This window comes from Aureimonas sp. AU22 (genome assembly GCF_001463745.1).
Lineage (GTDB): Bacteria > Pseudomonadota > Alphaproteobacteria > Rhizobiales > Rhizobiaceae > Aureimonas.
In genome coordinates this window covers 38,268-64,427 of sequence record NZ_BBWJ01000017.1, presented here as the reverse complement: position 1 = coordinate 64,427, position 26,160 = coordinate 38,268, and the positions used below count along the sequence as shown (strand labels likewise).

28 protein-coding genes are annotated in these 26,160 nt (G+C 66.9%); 14 read left to right on the top strand and 14 right to left on the bottom strand.

Annotated elements, in window-relative coordinates; translation table 11 throughout:
* Positions 1-115 precede the first annotated feature (115 nt).
* Positions 116-799, top strand: coding sequence for an HAD family phosphatase (locus AUL34_RS06870; protein ID WP_061932633.1), 684 nt, complete (start codon positions 116-118; stop codon positions 797-799).
* A 5-nt stretch (positions 800-804) separates the two neighbouring features.
* Here AUL34_RS06870 and AUL34_RS06865 read toward each other — a convergent pair whose 3' ends face one another.
* Positions 805-1,362, bottom strand: a complete 558-nt coding sequence (locus AUL34_RS06865; protein ID WP_061932560.1) for a hypothetical protein — start codon at positions 1,360-1,362, stop codon at positions 805-807.
* A gap of 122 nt (positions 1,363-1,484) precedes the next feature.
* Between AUL34_RS06865 and thrC the strand changes: the two genes are divergently transcribed.
* The 4 genes from thrC to AUL34_RS06845 are packed head-to-tail and all read left to right on the top strand — an operon-like array spanning position 1,485 to position 7,754.
* Positions 1,485-2,894 carry a threonine synthase gene (gene thrC, locus AUL34_RS06860; protein ID WP_061932632.1) on the top strand — a complete coding sequence of 470 codons (1,410 nt, stop codon included), beginning with the start codon at positions 1,485-1,487 and terminating at the stop codon, positions 2,892-2,894.
* Positions 2,891-4,198 carry a pitrilysin family protein gene (locus tag AUL34_RS06855; protein WP_061932558.1) on the top strand — a complete coding sequence of 436 codons (1,308 nt, stop codon included), beginning with the start codon at positions 2,891-2,893 and terminating at the stop codon, positions 4,196-4,198. The genes thrC and AUL34_RS06855 overlap by 4 nt, the downstream gene beginning before the upstream one ends.
* A gap of 14 nt (positions 4,199-4,212) precedes the next feature.
* Entirely contained in the window at positions 4,213-4,821 is a 609-nt protein-coding gene (locus AUL34_RS06850) for a GNAT family N-acetyltransferase (RefSeq protein ID WP_061932556.1), read from the top strand.
* A 41-nt stretch (positions 4,822-4,862) separates the two neighbouring features.
* Positions 4,863-7,754 (top strand): EAL domain-containing protein, encoded by a 2,892-nt coding sequence (locus AUL34_RS06845; RefSeq protein ID WP_061932554.1) that lies wholly within the window; start codon positions 4,863-4,865, stop codon positions 7,752-7,754.
* A gap of 24 nt (positions 7,755-7,778) precedes the next feature.
* Here the strand turns inward: AUL34_RS06845 and AUL34_RS06840 are convergent, their stop codons facing one another.
* On the bottom strand, positions 7,779-8,375 hold the full coding sequence (locus AUL34_RS06840; protein ID WP_061932630.1) for a YqgE/AlgH family protein: 597 nt from the start codon (positions 8,373-8,375) through the stop codon (positions 7,779-7,781).
* Positions 8,376-8,474: 99 nt separating this feature from the next.
* Between AUL34_RS06840 and AUL34_RS06835 the strand changes: the two genes are divergently transcribed.
* Together AUL34_RS06835 and AUL34_RS06830 are read left to right on the top strand one after the other, a co-directional pair.
* Positions 8,475-9,248, top strand: coding sequence for a protein-disulfide reductase DsbD domain-containing protein (locus AUL34_RS06835; protein WP_192845705.1), 774 nt, complete (start codon positions 8,475-8,477; stop codon positions 9,246-9,248).
* Between the two features lie 42 nt (positions 9,249-9,290).
* Complete coding sequence (locus AUL34_RS06830) at positions 9,291-9,776, top strand: peroxiredoxin (RefSeq protein WP_061932550.1); 486 nt, start codon at positions 9,291-9,293, stop codon at positions 9,774-9,776.
* Positions 9,777-9,779: 3 nt separating this feature from the next.
* Here the strand turns inward: AUL34_RS06830 and rnhA are convergent, their stop codons facing one another.
* The 10 genes from rnhA to coxB form a co-directional block, all read right to left on the bottom strand.
* Positions 9,780-10,247, bottom strand: a complete 468-nt coding sequence (gene rnhA, locus AUL34_RS06825; protein WP_061932548.1) for a ribonuclease HI — start codon at positions 10,245-10,247, stop codon at positions 9,780-9,782.
* A complete protein-coding gene (locus AUL34_RS06820; RefSeq protein ID WP_061932546.1) occupies positions 10,244-11,224 on the bottom strand; it encodes a homoserine kinase in 981 nt (326 codons plus the stop codon). The genes rnhA and AUL34_RS06820 overlap by 4 nt, the downstream gene beginning before the upstream one ends.
* Position 11,225: 1 nt before the next feature.
* Complete coding sequence (gene ispH / locus AUL34_RS06815; protein ID WP_061932544.1) at positions 11,226-12,257, bottom strand: 4-hydroxy-3-methylbut-2-enyl diphosphate reductase; 1,032 nt, start codon at positions 12,255-12,257, stop codon at positions 11,226-11,228.
* Positions 12,258-12,307: 50 nt separating this feature from the next.
* A complete protein-coding gene (locus AUL34_RS06810; protein WP_082653203.1) occupies positions 12,308-13,096 on the bottom strand; it encodes an SURF1 family protein in 789 nt (262 codons plus the stop codon).
* Positions 13,097-13,185: 89 nt separating this feature from the next.
* Positions 13,186-14,064 (bottom strand): cytochrome c oxidase subunit 3, encoded by an 879-nt coding sequence (locus AUL34_RS06805; protein ID WP_061932542.1) that lies wholly within the window; start codon positions 14,062-14,064, stop codon positions 13,186-13,188.
* Between the two features lie 109 nt (positions 14,065-14,173).
* Positions 14,174-14,782 carry a cytochrome c oxidase assembly protein gene (locus AUL34_RS06800; RefSeq protein WP_061932540.1) on the bottom strand — a complete coding sequence of 203 codons (609 nt, stop codon included), beginning with the start codon at positions 14,780-14,782 and terminating at the stop codon, positions 14,174-14,176.
* Positions 14,779-14,934, bottom strand: coding sequence for a hypothetical protein (locus tag AUL34_RS06795; protein ID WP_061932538.1), 156 nt, complete (start codon positions 14,932-14,934; stop codon positions 14,779-14,781). Before AUL34_RS06795 ends, AUL34_RS06800 begins: the two co-directional genes overlap by 4 nt.
* The gene (locus AUL34_RS06790) at positions 14,924-15,874 is read right to left on the bottom strand and encodes a heme o synthase (protein WP_061932536.1); all 951 of its coding nucleotides are present in this window, start codon (positions 15,872-15,874) and stop codon (positions 14,924-14,926) included. The genes AUL34_RS06795 and AUL34_RS06790 overlap by 11 nt, the downstream gene beginning before the upstream one ends.
* 116 nt (positions 15,875-15,990) lie before the next feature.
* Positions 15,991-17,589, bottom strand: a complete 1,599-nt coding sequence (gene ctaD, locus AUL34_RS06785; RefSeq protein ID WP_061932535.1) for a cytochrome c oxidase subunit I — start codon at positions 17,587-17,589, stop codon at positions 15,991-15,993.
* A gap of 23 nt (positions 17,590-17,612) precedes the next feature.
* Positions 17,613-18,557, bottom strand: a complete 945-nt coding sequence (gene coxB / locus AUL34_RS06780) for a cytochrome c oxidase subunit II (RefSeq protein WP_370539028.1) — start codon at positions 18,555-18,557, stop codon at positions 17,613-17,615.
* 316 nt (positions 18,558-18,873) lie between these two features.
* Between coxB and AUL34_RS06775 the strand changes: the two genes are divergently transcribed.
* Complete coding sequence (locus AUL34_RS06775) at positions 18,874-19,371, top strand: invasion associated locus B family protein (protein ID WP_061932533.1); 498 nt, start codon at positions 18,874-18,876, stop codon at positions 19,369-19,371.
* 78 nt (positions 19,372-19,449) lie between these two features.
* The gene (gene tldD / locus AUL34_RS06770; protein ID WP_061932622.1) at positions 19,450-20,865 is read left to right on the top strand and encodes a metalloprotease TldD; all 1,416 of its coding nucleotides are present in this window, start codon (positions 19,450-19,452) and stop codon (positions 20,863-20,865) included.
* A gap of 15 nt (positions 20,866-20,880) precedes the next feature.
* Here the strand turns inward: tldD and pdxH are convergent, their stop codons facing one another.
* On the bottom strand, positions 20,881-21,498 hold the full coding sequence (gene pdxH, locus AUL34_RS06765; RefSeq protein ID WP_061932531.1) for a pyridoxamine 5'-phosphate oxidase: 618 nt from the start codon (positions 21,496-21,498) through the stop codon (positions 20,881-20,883).
* Positions 21,499-21,577: 79 nt separating this feature from the next.
* On the opposite strand from pdxH, the gene AUL34_RS06760 reads away from it, so the two are divergent.
* From AUL34_RS06760 to AUL34_RS06745, 4 genes are all read left to right on the top strand, one after another.
* On the top strand, positions 21,578-21,997 hold the full coding sequence (locus AUL34_RS06760) for an RT0821/Lpp0805 family surface protein (RefSeq protein WP_061932529.1): 420 nt from the start codon (positions 21,578-21,580) through the stop codon (positions 21,995-21,997).
* 139 nt (positions 21,998-22,136) lie between these two features.
* The gene (locus tag AUL34_RS06755; RefSeq protein WP_061932527.1) at positions 22,137-23,081 is read left to right on the top strand and encodes a DnaJ C-terminal domain-containing protein; all 945 of its coding nucleotides are present in this window, start codon (positions 22,137-22,139) and stop codon (positions 23,079-23,081) included.
* A 108-nt stretch (positions 23,082-23,189) separates the two neighbouring features.
* Entirely contained in the window at positions 23,190-24,008 is an 819-nt protein-coding gene (gene fabI, locus AUL34_RS06750) for an enoyl-ACP reductase FabI (RefSeq protein WP_061932525.1), read from the top strand.
* 14 nt (positions 24,009-24,022) lie between these two features.
* Positions 24,023-24,619 (top strand): histidine phosphatase family protein, encoded by a 597-nt coding sequence (locus AUL34_RS06745; protein WP_061932523.1) that lies wholly within the window; start codon positions 24,023-24,025, stop codon positions 24,617-24,619.
* Here the strand turns inward: AUL34_RS06745 and AUL34_RS06740 are convergent.
* Entirely contained in the window at positions 24,616-24,840 is a 225-nt protein-coding gene (locus AUL34_RS06740; protein ID WP_061932521.1) for a DUF1344 domain-containing protein, read from the bottom strand. The two genes, AUL34_RS06745 and AUL34_RS06740, sit on opposite strands and share 4 nt — an antisense overlap.
* Before the next feature lie 190 nt (positions 24,841-25,030).
* Here AUL34_RS06740 and aroC point away from each other — a divergent pair, with 190 nt between their 5' ends.
* A complete protein-coding gene (gene aroC / locus AUL34_RS06735) occupies positions 25,031-26,122 on the top strand; it encodes a chorismate synthase (protein ID WP_061932519.1) in 1,092 nt (363 codons plus the stop codon).
* The last annotated feature ends 38 nt before the right edge of the window (positions 26,123-26,160 follow it).

Genomic DNA, 26,160 nt, shown 5'->3' with positions numbered 1-26,160 from the left:
CCGAACGAGCTTAATGATCCATGAACCCGGCGCGGATGGCCACGACGGCAAGCTCGTGCTACCCGGTCGCCGTTTCTCCCGTTTCTCCCGTTTTCCTCTGCCGGAGGGCAGTTTCATGCCTCTTTCCCTCGTGCTGTTCGACTGCGACGGCGTCCTCGTCGATTCCGAGATCATCTCCGCCAAGGTCGATTCGAAGATGTTGAAGGAGGTCGGCTACGACATCTCGCCGACCGAGATCGCCGAGCGCTTCGCCGGACTGACGCAGGATCGCATCGCCGAACTTCTCCAGGAGGAAGCCGGCATCCGGCTGCCGGAGGACTACAACGCCCGCCAGAAGACCGCGCTGGACGAGCGTCTGGCCGCCGAGGTCGAGGCGATCGCCGGCGTCCACGAGATGCTGGACCGCATCGACCTGCCGCGCGCCATCTGCTCGAACTCTTCGACCGAAAGGCTGAAGCTGATGCTGGAGCGCGTGAAGCTCTGGGACCGGTTCCGGCCATACGTCTTCGCGGCGCGCGAGGTCGGCGTGGGAAAGACGAAGCCGGCGCCGGACGTTTATCTCCATGGATGCCGGGAGTTCGACGCCGCCCCCGGCCAGACGGTCGTGCTGGAGGACTCGGTCCACGGTGTGGCGGCGGGCGTGGCGGCGGGCTGCCGCGTGGTCGGCTTTGTGGGCGGCGCGCATAGCTACCCTGGCCATGCCGACGCGCTGAGCGACGCAGGCGCCGAAACCGTTATCCGGCGCCTGTCGGAGTTTCCGGCCGTCGTCGAGGCCTTCGCGGAATGGGAGCGGGCCTGACCCGCTCAGGACCCGGGGCGGCTCGCGCCGCCCTGCGGCCCTTCGTCGAACCCGGCATAGACGACCAGCGAGCGCCCTTTCGGCATCGCGATGCGGATCGACCGGTCGACGTAGCGGAATTCCTTCGGCCCTCCCGCCGGATCCGTCGAGACCGACTGCTGGCCGAGCTGACTGTAGACGAGCTTCCCCGAGTCGAGGATCGCGACGCGCAGCGGCAGCTGGGCGGACCCGGACTTCGCGGCGAGGCCCGGAACCAGGCGCCCGGCGACGCCGACCTCCATATAGAGCTCACCATCGCGCACGCGGCACGAGCGCGTGGTGGAGACGATCGAGGCGATGTACTGGAGGTTGTCCCCTTCGCCCTTGCGGAGGATCGCCGTCCCCTCGCGAAGGCTGACCTGCGGGCAGTAGTCGGGAACCGTGCCCTCGTTCGAGGCCTGCCGCGCCGGAGCCGGCGCCACCGAGTTGCCGCCGCCGCCAGACGTGCTGCAGGCGCCGAGTGCGAGGGTCGCCAGGGCGATGCCGGCGACGTTGCGTGCGAAGGTCTGCTTGGACATATGCATGCGGCGGTTCTTCCCATACCGTGTCGAGCCGTTCTATATCAGGCCCCTACGCGGGTTTCGACCAGGCGGGCTGCGAAATCGCGCTGCCTAGGGGTCGCCGAACCGAAGGGTTGGGAGTGATCGTGAGATATGTCAGTTCGCGGGGCGAAGCCCCGATCCTCGGGTTTGCCGACGTTCTCCTCGCGGGCCTCGCCACCGATGGCGGCCTCTACGTTCCCGAAACCTGGCCTCAGATTTCCCCAGAAACGATCGCCTCCTTCGCCGGCCGGCCCTATGCCGAGGTGGCGCTCGAAATCCTCAAGCCGTTCGTCGGCGACGAGATCGCCCCGGATGCGCTGGAGCGCATGGTGCGCGAGGCCTATGCCACGTTCCGGCATCCGGCCGTCGCGCCGCTCGTCCAGATCGGCGACCGGCACTTCGTGCTCGAACTCTTCCACGGCCCGACGCTCGCCTTCAAGGACGTGGCGATGCAGCTCCTCGCGCGGCTGATGGACCATGTCCTCGCGCAGCGCGGGCAGCGGGCGACCGTGGTCGGCGCGACCTCGGGCGACACGGGCGGCGCGGCCATCGCCGCATTCTCCGGCAGCGACCGCACGGACATGTTCATCCTGTTCCCGAAGGGCCGCGTCTCGCCGGTCCAGCAGCGCCAGATGACGACGTCGGGGTCCGGCACCGTCCATGCCGTGGCGGTCGAGGGCACGTTCGACGACTGCCAGGCCCTCGTGAAGGCGATGTTCAACGACGCCGCTTTCCGCCACGAGAGCGCGCTGTCGGGCGTCAACTCCATCAACTGGGCCCGCATCATGGCCCAGATCGTCTACTACTTCACCGCCGCAGCCAGCGTCGGCGCGCCGCAGCGCCCGGTTTCCTTCACCGTGCCAACCGGCAATTTCGGCGACATCTTCGCGGGCTTCGCCGCCAAGCGCATGGGACTGCCGGTCGAGCGCCTGATCGTCGCCACCAACGAGAACGACATCCTCGAGCGCACGCTGCGCACGGGGCGTTACGAAATGGAAGGCGTCCACGCCACCATGTCGCCGTCGATGGACATCGAGATCTCGTCGAACTTCGAGCGCCTCCTGTTCGAGGCGAGCGGTCGCGACGCCGTCGTGATCCGACGCCTGATGCAGCAGCTGCAGCAGTCCCGAGCCTTCACGCTGCCGGACGACATCCTCACCGCCATCCGCGCCGAGTTCGATGCCGGGCGCACCGGCGAAGGCGAGACGGCGGAGACGATCCGCGACCAGCTGGCGACGACCGCCTATCTCCTCGATCCGCACACGGCGGTGGCCGTCTCGGTCGCCGAGAAGCACATCGGGGACACGGCGATGATCTCGCTGGGCACCGCCCATCCCGCCAAGTTCCCGGCTGCCGTCAAGGCGGCCTGCGGCACCGAGCCGGCCCTGCCCCCGAGCCATGCCGACCTGATGACGAAGGGCGAGCGCTTCGACGTGCTGCCCAACGACCTTGCCGCACTCCAAAGCTATATCCGGGAGCGCAGCCGCGCCGTGCGCCTCGGGGCCGCTGCATGAGCGTTGAGATCACCCGCCTTCCCAACGGGCTGACGATCGCCACCGAGACAATGCCCACGCTGGAGAGCGCAGCCCTCGGCGTCTGGGTCAAGGCCGGAGCACGCGACGAGGCGGAGGGCGAACACGGGATAGCCCATCTCCTCGAGCACATGGCCTTCAAGGGCACCAACCGCCGCAGCGCGCGACGGATCGCCGAAGAGATCGAGGACGTCGGCGGCGAACTGAACGCCTCGACCAGCGTCGAGACCACCGCCTACTACGCACGCGTGATGAAGGACGATGTCCCACTCGCGATCGACATCCTCACCGATATTCTCATCGACTCCCGGTTCGACGAGGAGGAACTCGCGCGCGAACAGCACGTGATCCTGCAGGAGATCGGCGCGGCCGAAGACACGCCGGACGACATCGTCTTCGACCATTTTCAGAGCGCAGCCTACCGCGACCAGATCCTCGGCCGACCGATCCTCGGCACGCGTGAGAGCGTCAGCGGCTTCACGCCCGAGCAGATTCGCGACTATCTGAAGCGGCATTATTCGCCGGACCAGATGGTGGTATCGGCCGCCGGCGCCGTGTCGCACGACGACGTCGTCCGGCGCGTCGAGGCCGCCTTCGGCACGACGCCGCCGGCGGCGAAGGGCGCCCACAGTCGCGAGGCGGCCGTCTACACCGGCGGCGAGTTCCGCGAGGAGCGGGACCTCGCCGACGCGCAGATGGTGCTCGGCTTTCCCGGCCGTCCCTACTACCAGCGCGACTTCTACGCCGCGCAGGTGCTGTCGATCATCCTGGGCGGCGGCATGTCCTCACGCCTGTTTCAGGAGATCCGGGAGACGCGTGGCCTGTGCTACGCCATTTCCGCCTTCCACTGGAGCTTCTCGGACACCGGCATCTTCGGGGTCCATGCCGCAACCGGCGAAGATGAAATGGCGGAACTGGCACCTGTCATCGTCTCCGAACTCATGCGTGCGACCGACGGCATCACCGACAAGGAAGTGAGCCGCGCCCGCGCGCAGATGCGCTCCAGCCTGCTGATGAGCCAGGAAAGCCCGGCATCACGTGCTGGCCAGATCGCCCGCCAGCTGATGTTCAAGGGCTCCGTGCTCGAGAATACCGAACTGCTCGATCGACTTGCCGCGATCGACGCGACCCGGCTGACCGATCTGGCGGCCAAGACATTTCTCGGCATGACGCCCACGCTGGCAGCCATCGGGCCGATCTCGCGCCTTCCCGCGGTGAGCGAAATTGTGTCCGGCGCCGCGTCGTCGGCCGAGACACCGCCGGTCCGCAAGCTGGTCTCGATCTAGGCGACCGACCAGCCATGGCCTTCCTCGACTGGGTTCAGCCCGCGACCCAGCCTGTCCTGACGGGACCGCGCATTCTCCTGCGCGCGCCGCGAAGCTCGGACTACGAGGCATGGCAGAACCTGCGCGGTCGCAGCCGGGCGTTTCTCACGCCCTGGGAGCCAAACTGGACCGACGACGAGCTCGGCCGCACGTCCTACCGCCTTCGCCTGCGTCGCTACCGACTGGATGCGCGCCAAAGGACCGGCTACACCTACTTCGTCTTCGACCGGGAAGGATCGGTGCTCATGGGAGGGCTCACTCTCGGTCGCATCCAACGAGGGGTCGCCCAGACCGGAACGTTGGGCTACTGGATGGGTCAATCCTTCGCCGGACAGGGCGTGATGTCGCAGGCGGTGAACGTCGTGTCGAGCTTCGCCTTCGACGTGCTTCGGCTCCACCGCCTCGAAGCCGCCTGCCTGCCGCGAAACGCCGCCTCGATCCGGCTTCTGGAGAAATCGGGGTTCACGCGGGAGGGCTACCTGCGGCAGTACCTCAAAATCGCCGGTGTCTGGGAGGATCACCTGCTTTACTCGCTTCTCGCCGAGGATCGGGCGCCGGGCCGCGCCCCGCCTTCGGCAACCTGACCGCCCGCCGATCCTCGCGAACAAAGGCCCGCACGCGCTCGATGCCGCATCCCTTCCGCCTCGCACGCCAAATCCTGTGCCTCCTGGCCATCCTCATCGGATGCCTGGCGGCAGGGCCGAGCCATGCGCTCTCCCCGGTCTCGATCGGGCGCGAGGACATCGCCATCGACCTCGAGCCGGCGGTGGAGATCTTTCGCGACCGGGGCAAGAACTTCCAGGTCTCCACGGTGCCCGGCGCCGACGGCATCGTCCGCCGTATCGAGGTCGAATCGACGGCGGCGAACCCGTCGGGGGACTGGGCGGTCTATGCGCTCGCCAACAACACCGACGAGCAGATCGACCGAATCGTCGTCGCGCCGCACTTCCGGCTCGCGAACTCCGGGTTCCTGTGGCCCGACCTCGGCTCCCAGCGGATCGCCGCGATCACGCCGTCGGAAGGCTTCGCGCTGGATCGGCAGGAAAGCCCGGAAGCGGACGTCTTTCTCGTCACGCTCGATCCCGGCGCGATCATCACCTTCGTCGCCGAGCTGTCTTCGGACCGTCTGCCCGAAATCCGGCTGTGGGAGCCGAACGCCTACAAGGACACGGTGAACGCCTTCACGCTCTACCGCGGGATCGTGCTGGGCATCGCCGGCCTTCTCGCCGTGTTCCTGACCATCCTCTTCGTGGTGAAGGGCTCGCCGATGTTCCCGGCGACCGCCGCCCTCGCCTGGGCCGTGCTCGCCTATATCTGCATCGACTTCGACTTCTGGCAGAAGCTCGTGCCCATCGTTCCGGGGCAGGAACGGATCTGGCGGGCCGGCACGGAAGTCGCCCTCGCCTTCACGCTCGTTGTCTTCCTCTACGCCTATCTCAACCTCAATCGCTGGCACGGCATCCTGTCCGCCTTCACGGCGCTGTGGCTGGCGGGTCTCGGCGCGCTCGGCGTCCTGGCCGCCTTCGATCCCCCCATGGCAGCCGGCATCGCGCGCATGTCGATGACCGCCGCCGCGGGCATCGGGCTCGTGCTCATCCTCTACCTCTCAGCCATGCGCTTCGATCGCGCCATCATGCTGATCCCGACGTGGCTTCTGATCGTGGTCTGGATAGCGGCGGGATGGCTCACCGTCACGGGGCGGATCGACAACGACATCATCCAGCCGGCGCTCGGCGGCGGCCTCGTCCTGATCGTGCTGCTGATCGGCTTCACGGTGATGCAGCACGCGTTTGCCGGCGGCTCCTTCGCCGGCGGCCTCCTGTCCGACATGGAGCGACGCTCTCTGGCGCTTGCGGGCACGGGCGATGCGATCTGGGACTGGGACGTGTCGCGCGACCGCATCTTCGCCGGTTCCGACACGGAGGGCCTGGACGGCATGCCCGTCGCCGCCATGAACGGCCCGGCGAGGGACTGGCTCCCGATTCTCCACCCCGACGACCGTGACAGGTTCAAGATCACGCTGGACACGATCCTCGAGCATCGGCGCGGCCGCATCGCACAGGATTTTCGTGTGCGCGGCGAGGACGGGCACTACCACTGGATGAGCCTGCAGGCGCGGCCGGTCCTCGGGAGCAACGGCGAGGTCGTACGCTGCGTCGGCACGTTGAAGGACGTGACCGAGCGCAAGAAGGCCGAGGAACGCCTTCTGCACGATGCGCTGCACGACCAGCTCACGGGCCTGCCGAACCGCGAGCTCTTCATCGACCGGCTCGACTCGATCTCGTGCCTCGCGGCCACCCGTCCCGACGTGCGCCCGACGCTGTTCATGGTCGACATCGACCGCTTCAAACAAGTCAACGACGAGTTCGGCATTGCCACCGGCGACACCATTCTCCTGACCGTGGGCCGTCGCCTCAAGCGCGTTCTCAAGCCGCAGGACTCGCTCGCGCGCCTGTCGAGCGACCAGTTCGGCGTGATCCTCATGTCCGAAAGCGACGCCGCCGCCGTCGGAGCCTTCGCGGAAACGCTTCGCGACGCCGTGCGCGCGCCGATCACCTTCGCCAACCAGGACATCATCCTGACGGCGTCGATCGGCCTGACCGGCTGGACCGAGGGCGCCGGAGCCGACGAGGTCCTGCGCGAGGCGGAGCTTGCGATGTACCAGGCCAAGCGCCTGGGGGGCGACCGGATCGAGCCGTTCCGCTCGGCCTTCAAGACCTACAGTTCGGGCCGCGTCGAACTCGAGTCCGACCTGCGGCGCGCCTTCGGTCGCAACGAGCTGTCGCTCGTCTTCCAGCCGATCATCAAGCTATCGACGGGCGAGATCGCCGGTTTCGAAGCGCTGATGCGCTGGAACCATGCCAAGCGCGGCTTCGTCTCGCCGACCGAGTTCATTCCGCTCGCCGAAAGCACCGGGCTCATCGTCCAGCTCGGACAGTTCGCCTTGGACGAGGCAGCCCGTCGGCTGGCCGACTGGCAGCGTCTACCCGGCCAGTCCAAGCTCTTCTGCTCGGTGAACATCTCCAGCCGACAGCTGATCCGGCAGGACCTCCTCAACGACGTGCGCCAGATCCTGAAGCGCTACCATCTGGTTCCCGAAACCCTGAAGCTCGAGCTGACCGAGTCCCTGGTCATGGACAACCCGGAGCGGTCGGCGAAGCTTCTGGAACGGTTGAAGGAGATGGGCGTCGGCTTGTCGCTGGACGACTTCGGCACCGGCTACTCGTCGCTGTCCTACCTGATGCGCTTTCCCTTCGACACGCTGAAGATCGACCAGTCCTTCCTGCGCGGGGATCAGGTTCCGCAGCGCTCGATCCTTGTCCACTCGATCGTCACGATGGCGCACGAACTCGGGCTGGCGGTGGTGGCCGAAGGCGTCGACAACGACACCGACGCAGCCCAGCTTCGGAAGCTGAACTGTGAGTACGCGCAGAGCTTCATGTATGGCCAGCCGCTCACGGCCGAGGAGGCCCGTCGCCGGCTTCAGGAGCGCGGCGGCAAGCGCGGAACGGCCTGAGGAAGGCCCCCGCCGCCTGACCGATCAGGCGTGGCCCGCCTCCGCCGCCAGGAATGCGGGGTCGACGCCCAGGATCGCCAGGGCGCGCGAATACTTCGGCTCCAGCTCGTTGGCAAAAACGATGTCGAGATCGGCCGCGCAGGTCAGCCACCCGTTCGCGGCGATCTCGGACTCGAGCTGACCCGCGCTCCAACCGGCATAGCCGAGAACCATGATCGCACTCGACGGCCCCTCGCCCCGCGACATCGCCTTGAGAATGTCGAGGGTGGGCGTGAGCGAAATGCCGTCGTCCACCTCGACGGTGGATTCCGAATCGTAATCGTCGGAATGAAGAACGAAGCCACGCCCCTGCTCGACCGGACCGCCGTTGCACACCGAGACCTCCCGGCCCTTCTGCGGAAGGCGGATCTCGTCGGCGTCGTCGACGATCTCGAGTTGCTTCAGAAGCGTGGCGAAGGTCAGGGGCTGGCCCTTGTTGATGATGAACCCCATGGCCCCGTTGGGGGAATGGGCGCACACGTAGACCACGCTGCGGGCAAAGCGCTCATCGTGCATGCCCGGCATCGCGATCAGGAATTGCCCTTCCAGCGAGGGCGTGTCGTCGTCGGATCGGCTACGCATGTTTTTCAGGTCCATGAGGGGAAGATAGACATGTCACAGCGGATTTGCACGTGGGGCGGCGTCGAAGGATTTGGCTGTCTTGCAATGCGGATGACCGCGTTGGCGGCAACCGTCCTGGTGGCCCTGTCCTCGCCTGCGATCGCGGCATCGGACACCTATCGACAGGAGGGTGTGACCCTTCGCCTCGTGGCGCTTTCTCCGGACGCGGAGGGCCGCGTGCAGGCCGCGCTGGCCGTGGACCTCGACCCCGGCTGGAAGACCTATTGGATCGCCCCGGGGCCGGTCGGGCTCGCCCCCGCGCTGAATTTTTCCGCCAGCGTCGGCTTGGACGATCCCGCCGTCTCGTTACCCGTGCCGATCCGCTTTGCGGAGGGCGATGCACAGAGCGTCGGCTACGACGAACCGGTCGCGTTCGCCATCGACGCCCATGCGACCAGCCCGTCTCCCGTGCTTCGGTTGAGCGCGCTTCTCGGCGTCTGCCGTGAACTCTGCGTGCCCGTGCAGGCGTCGCTCGAAGCCGCACCGTCCAAAAGCTTGTCCGATCGTGCGCTGGTCGCGCGCGCGCAGTCGTCCGCCCCTCCCGTCGCCGGGTCGCTCGCCGTCGCCTCGGCGCGATGGAACGCCAAGGGAGACGCCCTGCTCATCGATGCGCCATCGGTTCGCGAGGAGACTTCGCTGGAGGCTTTCGTATCGGCCGGCGACGGATGGTCGTTCGGCCCGCCCCTCCTCGACGAAAAGGGCAGCAAACCTGTTCTGTCCCTGCCCGTCCTGTCCCGGCCTTCGACCGTGGCGGAGCTGCGATCGATCGATATCCTGTTGACGATCGGCGAGAGCGCCCAACTATCCCGCGCTGTACCGGTCGCGTCGCGCTGAGTCTCGGCGGGCGCCATCGGATGCGGCTCAAGGGATACCCACATGACCATTTCCATCGGCGAGCGCCTGCCGGACGCCTCCTTCCGCGTGCCCGGAGAGGACGGACCCAGCGTCATGACGACGCAGGACGTCTTCTCGGGCAAGCGGGTCGTGCTCTTCGCGGTGCCCGGCGCCTTCACGCCGACATGCTCGATGAACCACCTGCCGGGCTTTCTCGAACACAACGAGGCGCTGCGCGCCAAGGGCGTCGATACGATCGCTGTGGTCGCGGTCAACGACGTGCACGTCATGAAGGCTTGGCGGCAGTCGACCGGCGCGGGCGATCGCATCGTTTTCCTGTCGGACGGCAACGGCGAGTTCGCGAAAGCCGTCGGGCTCGACGCGGACCTTTCGGCCGGAGGACTGGGCGTCCGCTCGAAGCGCTACTCGATGCTGGTCGAGGACGGGGTCGTCCGGCAGCTCAACGTCGAGCCGTCTCCCGGACAGGCGGACACGTCGTCGGCCGAGACCATCCTCGGGCAGATCTGACGGTCAGCCGGTCACGGTCCGGCGAGCCTTCTTGAAGGGCTCCATGCCGGCGCGCGCCAGTGCGTCGGCCCTCTCGTTCTCCGCATGGCCGGCATGGCCGCGCACCCAGTGGAACGTCACCTCGTGCCGTTGACGCTCGGCGTCGAGACGCTGCCAGAGTTCGGCGTTCTTCACCGGCTTCTTGTCGGCGGTGCGCCAGCCGTTGCGTTTCCAGCCGTGGATCCACTTGGTGATGCCATCGCGCAGGTACTGCGAGTCGGAATGAAGATGCACCGAGCAACCGCGCTTGAGCGCGCCCAACCCCTCGATCGCGGCGAGAAGTTCCATGCGGTTGTTGGTCGTCAGCTGCTCGCCGCCGGACAGTTCCTTCTCCGTCTCACCGAAGCGCAGGATGGCGCCCCAGCCGCCGGGACCGGGGTTTCCGGAGCAGGCGCCGTCCGTGAAGATGTCGACCTTCGTCGTCTCGCTCATGCCGCACCTCCCCTGCGCTCGAACCCGTAATCCGCCACCGAGGCGACGCCGCGATGGAAGCGGTTCTTGCGCAGGTATTCACGCGGATCCTTCTTGGTGACGAAGGACGTCGCCGGGATGTGAATCCAGTCGTAGAGACGCGTCAGCAGGAAGCGCAGCGAAGCGCCTCGCGCCAGGATCGGCAGGGCCGCGAGTTCGGCCTCCGACAGTGGGCGCACGGCGTCGTAGCCTTCGATCATCGCCCGCCCCTTGGTGATGTTGAAGGCGCCATCATGTTCGAAGCACCACGCGCAGAGGCAGATCGCCAGGTCGTAGGCCAGAATGTCGTTGCAGGCGAAATAGAAATCGATCAGCCCGGACAGCTCGCCCGACAGGAAGAAAACGTTGTCGGGGAAGAGGTCCGCATGAATGACGCCACGCGGCAGGTCCGAGGGCCAGTGCGCCTCGAGGAACGCGAGCTCGGCGGCGATCTCGGCGCGAAGGCCATCCGACACCTCGTCGGCCCCCGCACCGCAACCGTCGAACAGCGGACGCCAGCCGTCGACGGAAAGCGCGTTGGCGCGGGTCAGCTCGAACTCGGCCGCCTTGGCATGAAGGTCCGCCAGCGCACGGCCGACGTCGCGGCAGTGATCGGCCGTCGGGCGCCGCGTCCACATGCCTTCGAGGAACGTGAACAACGCGCCCGGACGCCCCGCGAGCTCGCCGAGCGTCGCCCCTTCCACTGGCTTCACCGGCAGCGGGCAGGACAGGCCGCGCGCCGCCAGATGCTTCAGAAGGCCGATGAAGAACGGCAGGTCGTTCCGGTCTACACGCTTCTCGTACAGCGTCAGAATGAAGGTGCCGCCTTCCGTGCGAACCAGGAAATTGGAGTTCTCCACCCCTTCCGCGATCCCCTTGTAGCTGAGCAGACGACCGACGTCGTAGCGCGCGAGGAAAGCGGAAAGATCGCCCTCGGCGACTTCGGTATAGACGGCCATGTCAGTCCTGCCTCACGCCCGGCAGCGGCCGGTCGCCGTTCACGAAGGCCATGTCGGCCGATGTCAGGGGAACGTCGCGCAGCGCCCGCATCACGGGAAAATTCTCGTTCTCGATCGCGGTCTGGACCAACTCGATGCGCACGGCGAAGCGCTCACGCAAGGCGGCGAGGATCTCATCCGTCAGGACTTCGGGCGCTGATGCCCCTGCCGACATGCCGATGATCGAGCCCGGCGCGATCGCGTCGATCGGCACGTCCTGTTTCCCCTGAACCAGGAGCGCGCGCTGCGCACCGGCACGCTCGGCCACCTCGACCAGCCGGCGGGAGTTCGAGGAGTTCGGCGCGCCCACGATCAGGAACAGGTCCGCGCCCGCCGCCGAAGCCTTCACGGCGTCCTGGCGGTTGGTGGTGGCGTAGCAGATCGACTCGGACGATGGCGCCTGCATCTGCGGGAACTTGCGTTGCAGCGCCTCGATGATGCCGGCCGTATCCTCGACCGACAGCGTCGTCTGGGTGACGAAGCCAAGCGCCGCGGGATCGAGCGGCTCGAGGGCGGCGACCTCCTCCTCGGTCTCCACCAGGGTCACGGCGCCCTCCGGCAACTGCCCCATCGTGCCGATGACCTCCGGATGGCCGCGATGGCCGATCAAGAGAACCTGCCGCCCGAGCCGCATGTGGCGCATGGCCTGCTTGTGGACCTTCGAGACCAGCGGGCAGGTCGCATCGAGATAGAGGAGCTCGCGCCGCTTCGCCTCGGCCGGCACCGTCTTCGGCACGCCGTGCGCGGAGAATACGACCGGCTGCCCGTCGTCGGGGATGGCGTCGAGCTCCTTCACGAAGACGGCGCCCATCTCCCGCAGACCGTCCACCACGTACTTGTTGTGCACGATCTCGTGTCGCACATAGACCGGCGCGCCATAGCGCTTCAGCGCCAGGACCACGATCTGGATCGCGCGATCGACGCCGGCGCAGAACCCGCGCGGCTCGCACAGGCGGATCGTGAGAGGCGGCTTGTCCTCGATCGCTGTCAACATCGTCTCCGGGGAAGCATTCGGCGGGAATGAAGGGATCGCAGGCCCACGTGTCAACCCTGCGGGCCCCCCCGTCCTCGACGCCAGAGGTGGACGAGGAAGAGGACGAAGATCACGAAAAGCGCGAGTGCCAGGCTGAACCAGGTGATCGCGTATTCGAGATGGCTGTTGGGAATGTCGATAACCGTGGTGCCGCCGATCGGCGCATCCGGCCCCACCTGCCCTCCGCTTGCGTCGACAAGAAACGGGAGGAGACGACTGCCGGCGGGCAAGTCGAGCCCTTGCGCCATCTCCGGGACACTGCGCCAGAAGAAGGCGTTCTTCGCCGGGTCGTTATCGGGAACGAACGGGTTCGGCTTCGCTGTGGGTGCCGCGCGAGCGAGGCCGGTGATCGAGACCTCGCCTCCCGGATTGCCGGCGGCGCGAGTCGCGGGGTCCTTGCGCTCGTAGGGCACGAAGCCGCGATTGACGAACACCACAGAGCCGTCGCCAAGAATCAGCGGCGTCAGCACGTGCCAGCCTGCCGCCCCCTCCATCGTCGCCAGGAAGTAGCGCTCGCCCGAATGCAGGAAGCGGCCCGACGCCTGGACGGGTACGTAGTCGATGTCTTCCCCCGCCGCCTGTCTGCGCGCAATCTCGGCCAGGGGAACGGGAGCCGCATGGATGCGCGCGTCGATCGTCGCGATCAGCCCCTGCTTCCAGAAGAGCCGCTCCACCTGCCAGGTGCCGAGCGACAGGAGGATGCCGAGCGAGACGACGCAAAGCACGATGATCGCGACGATACGCCCGCGTGTCAGCGGCCGCGGCGGTTGATCCTCTGTCGTCCCCGGCGCATCGATCATGGTGTTCCGTCGTGTTCGCGGGCCATGCCCATCAACGAAAAAAGCGGCCGGGTCGCGGCCGCTTTCGTTCTCGAGTTCGGCGGCGGGCCTCAGCCCGCGTGGATCTCCGCGCCCCAACCGCCCCAGACGTAGACGGCGAAGAACAGGAAGAGCCAGACCACGTCGACGAAATGCCAGTACCAAGCCGCCGCCTCGAAGCCGAAGTGCTTGGACGGCGTGAAGTGACCGCGGATCGCGCGCAAAAGGCAGACGGCCAGGAAGATCACGCCGACGAAGACGTGGAAGCCGTGGAAGCCGGTCGCCATGAAGAAGGTCGCCCCGTAGATCGACCCGGAGAAGGCGAAAGGCGCGTGCGCGTATTCGTAGAACTGGACGTAGGAGAAGATCACGCCGAGCGCGACCGTCAGCGCGAGACCGGTGATCAGCGACTTGCGATCGTTCTCCAGCATCGCGTGGTGGGCCCAGGTCGCGGTGGTGCCGGACAGGAGCAGCGTGATCGTGTTGAACAGGGGCAGGTGCAGCGGGTCGATGACCGCGATGCCGACCGGCGGCCACTGACCACCGAGCGCCTGCACGCGCGCCGCCTGCACCGCCTCGTGCGGGAAGAGGCTCGCATCGAAGAAGGCCCAGAACCAGGCCACGAAGAACATCACCTCGGAGGCGATGAACATGATCATGCCGTAGCGCAGGTGCATCGACACGACCGGCGTGTGGAAGCCCTGCTGGCCCTCCTTGATCGCGTCCGACCACCAGGCGAACATGGTGTAGAGCACGATGGCGAGGCCGATCGCGAAGATCCAAGGCGTCGCAAGGTTCACGCCGAAGACGACGAACGGCGTGCCCGACACGTGGCGGAACAGAGCGACCGCGCCGAACAGCATGAAGAACGCGCCGACGGAGGCGACGAACGGCCAGGGGCTGGGCTCGATGACGTGGTAGTCGTGGTGCTTGGTATGCGTATCGGCCATGGTCCGTCCCACTTGTCCCGCATCGGCCCGGATTGGGCAGCCTATGCGGCTGGATGTCAAATTCCCGTTGTCGCCCGCCGCGCCGTCCCCCGACAGCCCGACGAGTTGGTCACAGTCCCTGCGCCGTTCCCGTTTCCTTCGCCGCGGCGACGGGCGTCTTCGGCTCCGCCACGGGGAAGAACGTGTAGGACAGGGTGATCGTCGGGACCTCCTTGAGGTCCGGGTCGTCGCGGATCGCCGGATCGACGAAGAACACGACCGGCATGTCGACCTCCTCGCCCGGCTGCAGCGTCTGCTCGGTGAAGCAGAAGCATTGCACCTTGTTGAAGTAGATGCCCGCCGTGAGCGGCGTGACGTTGAAGGTCGCTTGCGCGGTGACGGCCTTGTCCGAATTGTTGCGGACGCGATAGGCGGTCTGCCGTGTCTCGCCGAGGCTCAGCGTGATCTGGCGTTCCACCGGCTGGAAGCTCCAGGGAACATGGCCGGAAGCGTTGGCGTCGAAGCGCACGGTGACAGGCTGGTCCACGACCGTCGTCGAAGCCGTTTCGGCGCGCTGCGTCGTGCCGCCGTAGCCGGTGACCTGGCAGAACAGCTTGTAGAGCGGCACGGAGGCGTACGCCGCGCCGACCATGCCGAACACGAAGAGACCGCAACCGAGCGCGATCGTGCGGGCGCGGCGAGCCGCTTCTTCGGGCGAGCGGCGAAGCGAGGTCGTCATCCGATCCCTCCCCCGATCCGGAACAGGCTGACGACGTAGAACAGCACCACCAGCACGGCGAGGAACAGCCCGATGGCGAGCGACCGCCGGCGGCGGGCGCGCTGTTCGGCATCCGTCAGTTGCACGGTCTCGTTACGGGGTTCAGGCGACATGCAACCCCCAGCCGTGGCTCAGGACGCCTTCCGCCAGCAGCCATGCGAACAGCGCGAAGAGGTAGACGATCGAGAAGGCGAAGAGCTTCTTGGCCGGGACCATCGCCGTGTCGGCGTCGGCCATGCCCAGGACGCCGTAGGCGAGGCGCAGGAAGTTGAGACCCAGAAGCGCCGACACCACGCCGTAAATCGGGCTGGCGAACCCGAGGACGTAGGGCAGAACGCCGATCGGCGCGAGAACAAGCGAATAGGCGAAGATGTGGCGGCGCGTGGAACGCTCGCCGGCCACGTTCGGCAGCATCGGAATGCCGGCAGCGCCGTAGTCCTTCATCTTGAACAGCGCCAGCGCCCAGAAGTGCGGCGGCGTCCAGAGGAAGATGATGAGGAAGAGGACGAAGCCTTCCCACGACACGCCGCCCGTGACGGCCGCCCAGGCCACCATCGGCGGAAACGAGCCGGCGGCCCCACCGATCACAATGTTCTGTGCGGTCGAGCGCTTCAGCCACATCGTGTAGAACACGGCATAGAAGGCGATGGTGAAGGCGAGGAAGGCGGCCGCGAACCAGTTGGCCGCAAGTCCGAGCAGCATGACCGAGAAGATCGACAGCGCGAGGCCGAAGGCCAACGCGTTTTCCGGCGCGACGCGGCCCGCAGGCACGGGCCGCTTGGCCGTGCGGGTCATCACGCGGTCGATGTCGCGATCGTACCACATGTTGAGCGCGCCGGACCCGCCGGCTCCGAGCGCGATCGCGAGAAGCGATACGAAACCGAGCACCGGGTTCATGCCCGCGGGCGCGGCCAGAAGCCCCGTCGCGGCGGTGAGCACCACGAGCGACATGACGCGCGGCTTGAGGAGAGCGAAGTAGTCACGCGGTTCGGCCAGGCTGATGCCGGGACGGGCTTCGCTCGCAACGGGGAAATCGATGGCGCTCAACGTCATGCCTCTCGCGGTCCGATCGGCGTTCGCATCCCCTTCGTTCAGGCGACGCGAAACTCAGCCGATCGTTCAGACGGGTGATCCCGGCCGGAGCCGGGATCGATGTTCGTGGTCGCCGTTCAGCGGATGCGCGGCAGCTCTTCCCACTGGTGGAACGGCGGCGGGGACGACAGGTGCCATTCCAGGGTCGTGGCACCGACGCCCCAGGGATTGGCCCCGGCGAGACGCTTACGGGCGAAGGCCTCGTAGACGATGTAGAGGAACAGGATCACCGACAGGCCCGAAATGTAGGAGCCCATGGAGGAGACGAAGTTCCAGCCGGCGAACGCGTCGGGATAGTCGGCGTAGCGGCGCGGCATGCCGGCGGCACCGAGGAAATGCTGCGGGAAGAACACGAGGTTCACGCCCACAAACATGACCCAGAAGTGCACCTTGCCGAGCGTCTCGTTGTACATGTAGCCGCTCATCTTCGGGAACCAGTAGTACCAGCCCGCGAAGATCGCGAAGACCGCGCCGAGCGACAGCACGTAGTGGAAGTGCGCGACCACGTAGTAGGTGTCGTGCAGCACGCGGTCCATGCCGGCGTTGGCGAGCTTCACGCCCGTGACGCCGCCGACCGTGAACAGGAAGATGAAGCCGATGGACCACAGCATCGGCGTCGTGAAGCGGAGAGAGCCGCCCCACATCGTGGCGATCCAAGAGAAGATCTTGATGCCGGTCGGCACCGCGATCACCATCGTGGCGAACACGAAGTAGCGCTGCGTGTTGAGCGAGATGCCGCTCGTATACATGTGGTGCGCCCACACCACGAAGCCGACGACGCCGATGGCGACCATGGCGTAGGCCATGCCGAGGTAGCCGAACACCGGCTTGCGCGAGAAGGTCGAGATGATGTGCGAGACGATGCCGAAAGCCGGCAGGATCATGATGTAGACTTCGGGGTGACCGAAGAACCAGAACAGGTGCTGGTAGAGGATCGGATCACCGCCGCCTTCGGGCGCGAAGAAGGTCGTGCCGAAGTTGCGGTCGGTCAGCACCATCGTGATCGCGCCGGCCAGGACGGGCAGCGACAGGAGCAGCAGGAACGCGGTCACGAGCTGCGACCAGGCGAAGAGCGGCATCTTGTGCAGCGTCATGCCGGGGGCGCGCATGTTGAGGATCGTCGTGATCATGTTGATCGCGCCGAGGATCGACGAGGCGCCCGACAGGTGCAGCGCGAAGATCGCGAGATCCACGGCCGGACCCGGATGGCCCGCGGTCGACAGCGGCGGGTAGAGCGTCCAGCCCGTGCCGGCGCCGTTGGCGCCCGGCGCACCCTCGACGAACATCGACAGGATCAGGAGCAGCAGCGAGGGCGGCAGCAGCCAGAACGCGATGTTGTTGACGCGCGGGAAGGCGGTGTCCGGCGCACCGATCATGATCGGCACGAAGTAGTTGCCGAAGCCGCCGATCAGCGCCGGCATGACCATGAAGAACACCATCACCAGGCCGTGGGCCGTGGTGAAGACGTTGAAGATCTGCGGGTTGCCGAAGATCTGAAGACCCGGCTCCTGCAGCTCGGCGCGGATCGCGACCGAGAGCGAGCCACCGATCAGACCGGCCACGATCGCGAAGATCAGGTAGAGGATGCCGATGTCTTTGTGGTTGGTCGAGTTGACCCAGCGCACCCAACCCGTCGGATGGTGGGGATGCGCGTCGTGGGAAGCTGCATGAGCCATGGGGATGTTCCCTGGAAGGGGGTTCAGCGCTGCGCCACGACCGAGTTCGCGGAAGCGATCTCGGCGGTCAGCTGAGCGTTGGCGTTTTCGACATTGTCACGGGCAGCGGCAAGCCACGTCGCGAACTGCTCCTGGCTGACCACGCGCACGCCGATCGGCATGTTGTAGTGATCGCGGCCGCAGAGCTCGGAGCACTGGCCGTAGAAGATGCCTTCCCGGTTGGCCTCGAACCAGTACTCGTTGATGCGGCCAGGCACGGCGTCCACCTTCACGCCGAGCGACGGCATCGCGAAGGAATGGATCACGTCGCCGCCGGTGGTCAGGAGACGGACCACGGTGTTGACTGGCACCACCATCTCGTTGTCGACGGCGAGGAGGCGCGGATACGCCGCGCGATCTTCCTTGCCGGCGGCAGCGCGCGCGTCGTCGGCGATCGGATACGACAGGAACGACACCGGCTCGGCAGCCGGCTCGGCCGGGTTGGCCGCGGTGCCCGCAGCGGCGGATCCGGCAGCGGCGACGGTCTGCGCCGGCTGATACTCGTAGCCCCAGTACCACTGGTAGCCCGTGGCCTTGACCGTCAGCTCGGGCTCGCGCGGCGGATTGTACTGCGCGGTCAGGAGCTGGAACGAGGGGATCGCGAGGCACAGAAGGATCAGGACCGGCGCAAGGGTCCAGATGACCTCGATCACCGTGTTGTGGCTGGTGCGCGAGGGCGTCGGATTGCGCGCCTCGCTGTAGCGGAACGCTACCCAGGCCAGGAGCGCCGCGACGAGAATCACGACCGGGACCAGGAACCACAGCGTATAGTTGCTGAACCAGTGGATCTGCGCCTCGATCGGCGACAGGGCCTCCTGGAGATTGATCTGCCAGGGATGCGGCTGACCGGGATGCTGCACGCCTTCTTGCGCGTATGCCGCCATGGTCGAGCCGGCCAGCACGGCGGCTGCTAGGGCTGGTCTCTTCACGAATGCTCTCCCTCGTGGCAGGCTTTTCTTCCCACGGTCCGCTGCCCCGTCACGGGAGCGGATCGAGGCGCGCGGGCCGCAATATCGAATGCCGCTAATGTGCAGGTGCCTCGTGCGCTTCAACCATGAAACCGCCCATTTCGCAACAAGCCGACGACACGACGGCTTGCGACAAAGTGCGATTGTTGCTCGCCGTCCGCTCCGCGCGGGCAGCGTTGCGCGAACCTGTCGCGGCGGGCTCGACGCGGCCGGGGGCGTTGGTTAATTTCGCGCACGGAAACCGAGCCGACCGTCGCCCGGTCCCTGGAAAGAAACAATGAAGCTAGCTATCGCCTCGGCCCTCGCCGCTCTCCCGCTTCTCCTGGCCGCTCCGGCGCAGGCGCAAACCGGCACGGTGAAGTCGCAGCACGGGGCCTGGGCTGTGGTGTGCGATCAGCCGGCCGGCGCGGCCGGCGAGCAGTGCGCCCTCCTGCAGAACGTCGTGGCGGAGGATCGACCGGAGGTGGGGCTGTCGGTCCTGGCCCTCAAGACCGCCGACGGCAAGGCGCGCATTCTTCGTGTCCTCGCGCCGCTCGGCATCCTTCTGCCTAACGGCCTCGGCCTCTATGTCGATGGCAAGGACATCGGGCGCGCGCAGTTCGTGCGTTGCTTCGAGGACGGCTGCTATGCCGAGGTGATTCTTGAGGATACGCTGCGCGACACGTTGTCGACCGGCAAGTCCGCCACCTTCATCGTGTTCCAGACCCCGGAAGAGGGAATCGGCATTCCGGTCGATCTCGCCGGCTTCCGCGAGGGGTTCGACGCGCTTCCCTGAACAGCGCCCGCCCAACGTGACATCCCCTCCCCGCCCCCCTATGTCAGCGCGACACATCGAAGGCCAGCGGAGCGGATGATGACTTCTTCCCTGATCGACCTGTTCGACCTGTCGCGCGCGGAGGTCGAGGGGATCGTCTCGCAGACGCTGCACGGCGCGGATGACGGCGAACTCTTCTTGGAATATCGCGAACAGGAGTCGCTCCTGTTCGACAACGGTCGTCTGAAGGCCGGCGACTTCTCCACCGACCAGGGATTCGGCCTGCGCGCCGTCGCTGGCGAGGCCATTGGCTTCGCCCACTCCGGCGACCTGTCGGCGGGCTCGCTTCGCCGCGCGGCGGCCTCGGTCGGTGCCGTCCGATCCGGCCATTCCGGCGTTGCGGCCGATGGGCCGAAGGGAACCAACCGTCATCTCTACGGCGCGGAGAACCCGATCCCCGAACCCTCGTTCGAGGAAAAGGTGAGACTTCTCACCGAGATCGACGCCTATCTTCGCGGCGCGGACGAATCCGTGCGACAGGTCAGCGCGTCGCTCGCCTCGCAATGGCAGGTGGTCGAAATCCTGCGGGCCGATGGACGCCTCGTCCGCGACGTGCGCCCGCTGGTTCGTCTCAACGTGTCCGTGGTCGCTGGGCGCGGCGATCGCCAGGAGACGGGGTCGGGCGGCGCGGGCGGCCGGCACGGGTTCCTACAGCTCGCCGGCCGCGACAGCTGGCGCTCCATCGCCGACGAAGCCCTCCGGCAGGCGAAGCTGAACCTGGAAGCCGTCCCGGCGCCAGCCGGAACGTTCGACACCGTGCTTGCCGCGGGATGGCCAGGCGTGATGCTGCACGAGGCGGTCGGCCACGGGCTCGAGGGCGACTACAATCGCAAGAAGACCTCGGCCTTCTCCGGCCTCCTCGGCAGCCAGGTCGCCGCGCGCGGCGTCACCGTGGTCGACGACGGCACGATCGCCGAGCGGCGCGGATCGCTGTCGGTCGACGACGAGGGCACGCCGACCAACCGCACCGTCCTGATCGAGGACGGCAAGCTGGTGAACTACATGCAGGACCGGCAGAACGCGCGGCTGATGGGCATGAAAGCGACCGGCAACGGACGCCGCCAGTCCTATGCCCACGCGCCGATGCCGCGCATGACCAACACGATGATGCTGGACGGCGCCCATACGCCGGAAGAGATCCTCGCTTCGGTGAAGGACGGCATCTATGCGGTCTCGTTCAACGGCGGGCAGGTCGACATCACATCGGGCAAGTTCGTGTTCAACTGCACGGAGGCCTATCGCATCCGCGACGGCAAGGTGGCCGAGCCGGTGAAGGGCGCGATGCTGATCGGCAACGGGCCGGATGCGATGCATCGCGTCTCGATGGTCGGAAACGACGCCGCGTTGGATCTGGGCATCGGCAATTGCGGCAAGGCGGGCCAGTGGGTGCCGGTCGGCGTCGGCCAGCCCCATCTGCGCATGGATCGGATGACCGTGGGCGGCACGCAGGCGTGATGCCCGCCGCCGGCCTCAGGGATAGAGCCGCTGGATCGCCCATCCCCCGTTGCCGGCCGCACGCTCGAACCGGAATCGGTCGTGCAGTCGGAACTCGCCGTCCTGCCAGAACTCGATCTCGACCGGCATGATGCGAAAGCCCGACCAGTGCGGAGGGCGCGGCACCTGCTCCCCGTACCTGGCCTCGACGTCAGCCACCTGCCCTTCCAGGACCGCACGGCTGGCGAGCGGGCGGCTCTGCTGCGACGCCCATGCGCCGATGCGGCTGCCGTGGGGACGCCCGTCGAAATAGGCGTCTGCCTCGGCCTCGGTGACGATCTCCACCGGACCGCGCGCCCGGAACTGCCGCCGCCGGCTTTTCCAATGCATGCAAAGCGCGGCCTTGCGGTTGGCGAGGATCTGCTCCCCTTTCCGGCTTTCGAAATTGGTGTAGAAGACGAGGCCGCGTTCGTCGAACGCCTTCAGGAGAACCATCCGCACGTCGGGCAGTCCATCCTCGTCGACGCTGGCCAGGGCCATCGCCGTCGGGTCGTTGACTTCCGACTCTTCCGCGTCGCGAAGCCATGCGGTGAGGGCTTCGTATGGGTCCAGAGGCAACCCGCCTTCACCGAACGTTAAGGTCGACTTGTTCATTCTTGAATCCAATTTTTCGAATGATGTTCCCCCGGTACCTACGTCAGGTCCCACCGGTGGCAAAGGCCGAGTTTCGATCATGGAAGGAACCCGCCTCGCTTTCGTCTGTGTCCTCGCTGCTGGCTTGTCGGGCTGCACGGTAATCAGCGGCAAGGGCCTGGAAGACGTCGCAGTCGATCAGACCCTGACCACGGCATCGATCCCGCCGGTCGATCCGGCTTTCGCCGCCGAGACACTGTCCGACAGTCGCACGGTGCGCAATGCCGTGTCCGCCGCCAACATCGACAAGGTGGACACCGCTCCTCTCGCCTGGTCGAACGCCGACACGGGCGCCAGCGGCACGATCACCGCGATTAGCGAGACGCGGGCGGGCGACGCCGTGTGCCGCCAGTTCACGACGTCGCGCCAGCGGTTCGACGGGGTGGCGCTCTATGCGGGCGAAGCGTGCACGACCGGACAGGGGGAGTGGACGCTGACCCGCTTCTCGGAAGATCGATAGGCCGTTCAGCGCCCTCGGACCGTCCCACTTCAATTTGCGCGACGGGCTCGCCATATATGCGGCCGTCGCCCATTCTTGCGGCGATTCCCGCGGATGATCACGGGAGACTCACCTCCGACCACCAGGAAACCGATTCCGAATGCGCGACCCCTATACCGTTCTCGGCGTGGCCCGCACCGCCAGCGAGGCGGAGATCAAGTCCGCCTTCCGTAAGCTCGCCAAGAAGTATCATCCCGACGCGAACGGGGCCGACGCGAGCGCGAGCGCCCTCTTCAACGAGGCCAACCAGGCCTACGAGATCCTGGGCGACAAGGAAAAGCGCGGGCAGTTCGACCGGGGCGAGATCGATGCGGAAGGCAAGGTCAAGTTCCAGGGGTTCTCCGGTTTCGGCGGTGGGGGGGGCGGAAGCCCGTTCGGGGGACCGGGAGCGAGCAGCGGCTCCTTCGATTTCCGCAGCGGCGCGGGGGCGGACATCCCGGGCGCCGAGAACATCTTCGGCGATTTCTTCGAGCAGGCGTTCGGTGCCAAGCGCGGTGCGCGTTCCGGGTTCACGGCGGCCCGCAACACGCCCTCCAAGGGCGAAGACATCAACGCGACCCTGAAAGTGCGGCTCGAGGACGTCGTCTCGGACGAAAAGGTCGAGGCCATCTTCCCGAACGGGAAGCGGCTGGCGATTCGTCTTCCCGAAGGCGTGGAGGACGGGCAGGTCATTCGCCTGCGCGGCCAGGGTCAGCCGGCCGTGTTCAACGGCGGCCCCGCCGGCGATGCGCTCGTGACCATATCCTTTGCCGACCACGCACGTTTCAGCGTCACCGGCCGCGACCTCCTCCTGGAGCAGAACGTCGATCTGGAAACCGCGGTGCTCGGCGGCCGCGTCACAGTCGAGACGCTCGAAGGGCGTGTGGCGACGAAGATTCAGCCCTGGACGACGTCGGGCCGCACCCTTCGGCTCAAGGGCAAGGGCCTTACGCGCAAGGATGGAGGACGGGGCGACATCCTCGTGACGCTGTCGATCGCCCTCCCCGCGCAGCCCGATCCGGAGCTGACCGCGCTGTTCGAGAAACGGCGCGACGAACGCGGTTGAGGCTCGGCTTCCCCCGCGAAAGCTCGGGCCTGCTTGCTGGCCGGAGGAGGCTATGCCATACCGCCGCCCCAACAGGAAATTCAGAAACGATACGAGGGAGTTCAGGCCATGGTGGATTCGTTGGGCCTGATGAAGGGGAAGCGGGGCGTGATCCTCGGCGTCGCCAACAACCGCTCCATCGCCTACGGTATCGCCAAGGCCCTGGCCGCGCAGGGCGCCGAGATCGCCTTCACCTACCAGGGCGATGCCCTGCGCAAGCGCGTCGAGCCGCTCGCGGCCGAACTCGGCGCCTTCGTCTGTGGTCATTGCGACGTCGGCGATCCCGCGACCATCGATGCCTGCTTCAAGGCCCTGGAAGAAAAGTGGGGCAAGCTCGATTTTCTCGTCCACGCCATCGGCTTCTCGGACAAGGACGAGCTGACGGGCCGCTACGTCGACACGACCGAAGCGAACTTCACCAAGACCATGAACATCTCCGTCTATTCCTTCACGGCGGTCGCGCAGCGGGCCGAGAAGCTGATGACCGACGGCGGGTCGATGCTGACCCTGACCTACTACGGCGCCGAGAAGGTCATGCCGAACTACAACGTGATGGGCGTCGCCAAGGCGGCTCTGGAAGCGAGCGTGAAGTATCTGGCCGTCGATCTCGGCCCGAAGAATATCCGCGTCAACGCCATCTCGGCCGGCCCGATCAAGACGCTCGCAGCCTCGGGCATCGGCGACTTCCGCTACATCCTGAAGTGGAACGAATACAACGCCCCGCTGCGCCGCACGGTGACGATCGAGGAGGTTGGCGATGTCGGCCTCTACCTCCTGTCCGATCTGTCCCGCTCGGTGACGGGCGAGGTCCACCACGCGGATTCGGGCTACCACGTCGTCGGCATGAAGGCCGTGGACGCGCCCGACATTTCCGTCATCAAGGACTGACGAGCCCTTCCGACGTGAGCAGCCTTCCCCTGATCTACCTCTGCCGTCACGGGCAGACGGACTGGAACGCCGAAGCGCGCCTCCAGGGCCAGAGCGATATTCCGCTGAACCGCAGCGGCTTCGCGCAGGCACGCCGCAACGGCAGATACCTCGCCAACGTCCTCGGTAGCGAGGTCGCGAGCTTTGCCTACGTGTCCAGCCCGATGACGCGTGCGGCCGACACGATGCGCACGATCCGGACCGAGTCGGGGCTCGATCCCGATGCGTTCCGCCGCGACGAGCGGTTGAAGGAGATCCATTTCGGCGACTGGCAGGGCTACACCGTGCCGGAACTCGTCCAGCTGTATCCGGATCAGGCCGCCCGTCGCGATGCCGACAAATGGCACTTCCTGCCGCCGGGCGACGGCGCGGAAACCTATGCCGGACTCGCGGAACGCATCGCGCCGTTCTTTCGCGAGCTGGATGGTCCGAGCATCGTGGTCGCCCACGGCGGCATCACGCGGGCCTTCCTCCACGCCTTCGCCGGCCTTTCGCCGACCGAGGCATCGAAGACGGGCATTCCGCAGGACCGTATCCTGCGCGTCCGCGAAGGCCGTTTCGACTGGGTCTAGGCATGCGCCTCGTAGACGACCACGACTTCCATGCCTAGGCGAACGGCCGTGTAGTCGAAGGCTTCGGGCAGTTTGTAGGTCGCTCCGTCGGACAGCTTCAGCGACGCCTCGTCGCGGTCGATCGCCTCGATGGTCCCGCCCGTTTCCCGAGCAGCCGCCGGATAGGTGGCCGATACGCTGAGGAACGAACAGGCGAAGAAGGCGACGACCCGTCTCGTCATCGGGAGGCTCCGGCATGGGCGTGCGGCACGGACTGCCACGCGCGAGGATTCGACGGGGCGCAAGTTCCGGGATGATTATGGTTTTTTCGGGCGCCCATCGGCTTGCCCAACCGCGATTTTCCCTGCATCACCCCTGCCATATCGGCGACTTGCTCATGGGCGTGCGCGCCAACGGGATCGGCGGACCTTCATGTCACACAACAGTTTCGGCCACCTCTTCCGCGTGACCACCTGGGGTGAGAGCCACGGCGCGGCCATCGGCTGTGTGGTGGACGGGACGCCGCCGGGCCTGCGCTTCTCGGAAGCGCACATCCAGCGCTATCTCGACGAGCGCCGCCCCGGCCAGTCGCGCTACACGACGCAGCGGCAGGAGCCCGATCAGGCGCGCGTGCTTTCGGGTGTGATGCCGGGCGATGCCGAGGGCGAGCTCGTGTCCACCGGCACGCCGATCGCGCTCCACATCGACAACGTGGACCAGCGATCGAAAGACTATTCGGAGATCGCGCGGCGCTATCGGCCCGGCCATGCCGACATCACCTACGACATGAAGTATGGCGTGCGCGACTATCGCGGCGGCGGTCGCTCGTCAGCGCGCGAGACGGCGACGCGCGTGGCGGCCGGCGCCATCGCGCGGCTCGTCGTGCCCGGCCTCATGGTGCGCGGCGCGCTCGTGCAGATCGGCGACGTCGCCATCGATCGCACCCGCTTCGACTGGGAGGAAACCCGTCGCAACCCGTTCTTCTGCCCGGATGCCGAGACGGCCGAGCGCTGGGCCGAACTGCTCGACGGCGTGCGCAAGCGCGGCTCCTCCATCGGGGCCGTGGTGGAAGTCGTGGCGGAGGGCGTTCCCGCCGGGCTCGGCGCCCCACTCTACGGCAAGCTCGACGCCGACATCGCGGCCGGCCTCATGTCGATCAATGCCGTGAAGGGCGTCGAGATCGGCGACGGCTTCGCCTCCGCCACGCTGTCGGGCGAAGAGAACGCCGACGAAATCCGGATGGGCAACGACGGGCGGCCGCAGTTCCTGTCGAACCACGCCGGCGGCATCCTCGGCGGGATCGCCACGGGCCAGCCGATCGTCGCGCGTTTCGCGGTCAAGCCGACGTCCTCGATCCTCACGCCCCGCCGCTCGGTCGACGCCGACGGCCAGGAGGTGGACGTGATGACGAAGGGCCGGCACGACCCCTGCGTCGGCATTCGCGCCGTGCCCATCGGCGAGGCCATGGTCGCCTGCGCCATCGCCGACCACTATCTGCGCCATCGCGCGCAGACGGGTCGCTGACGTCCGGTGCCAAGCTCCGCCCTGCCCTGTCCTCGCTC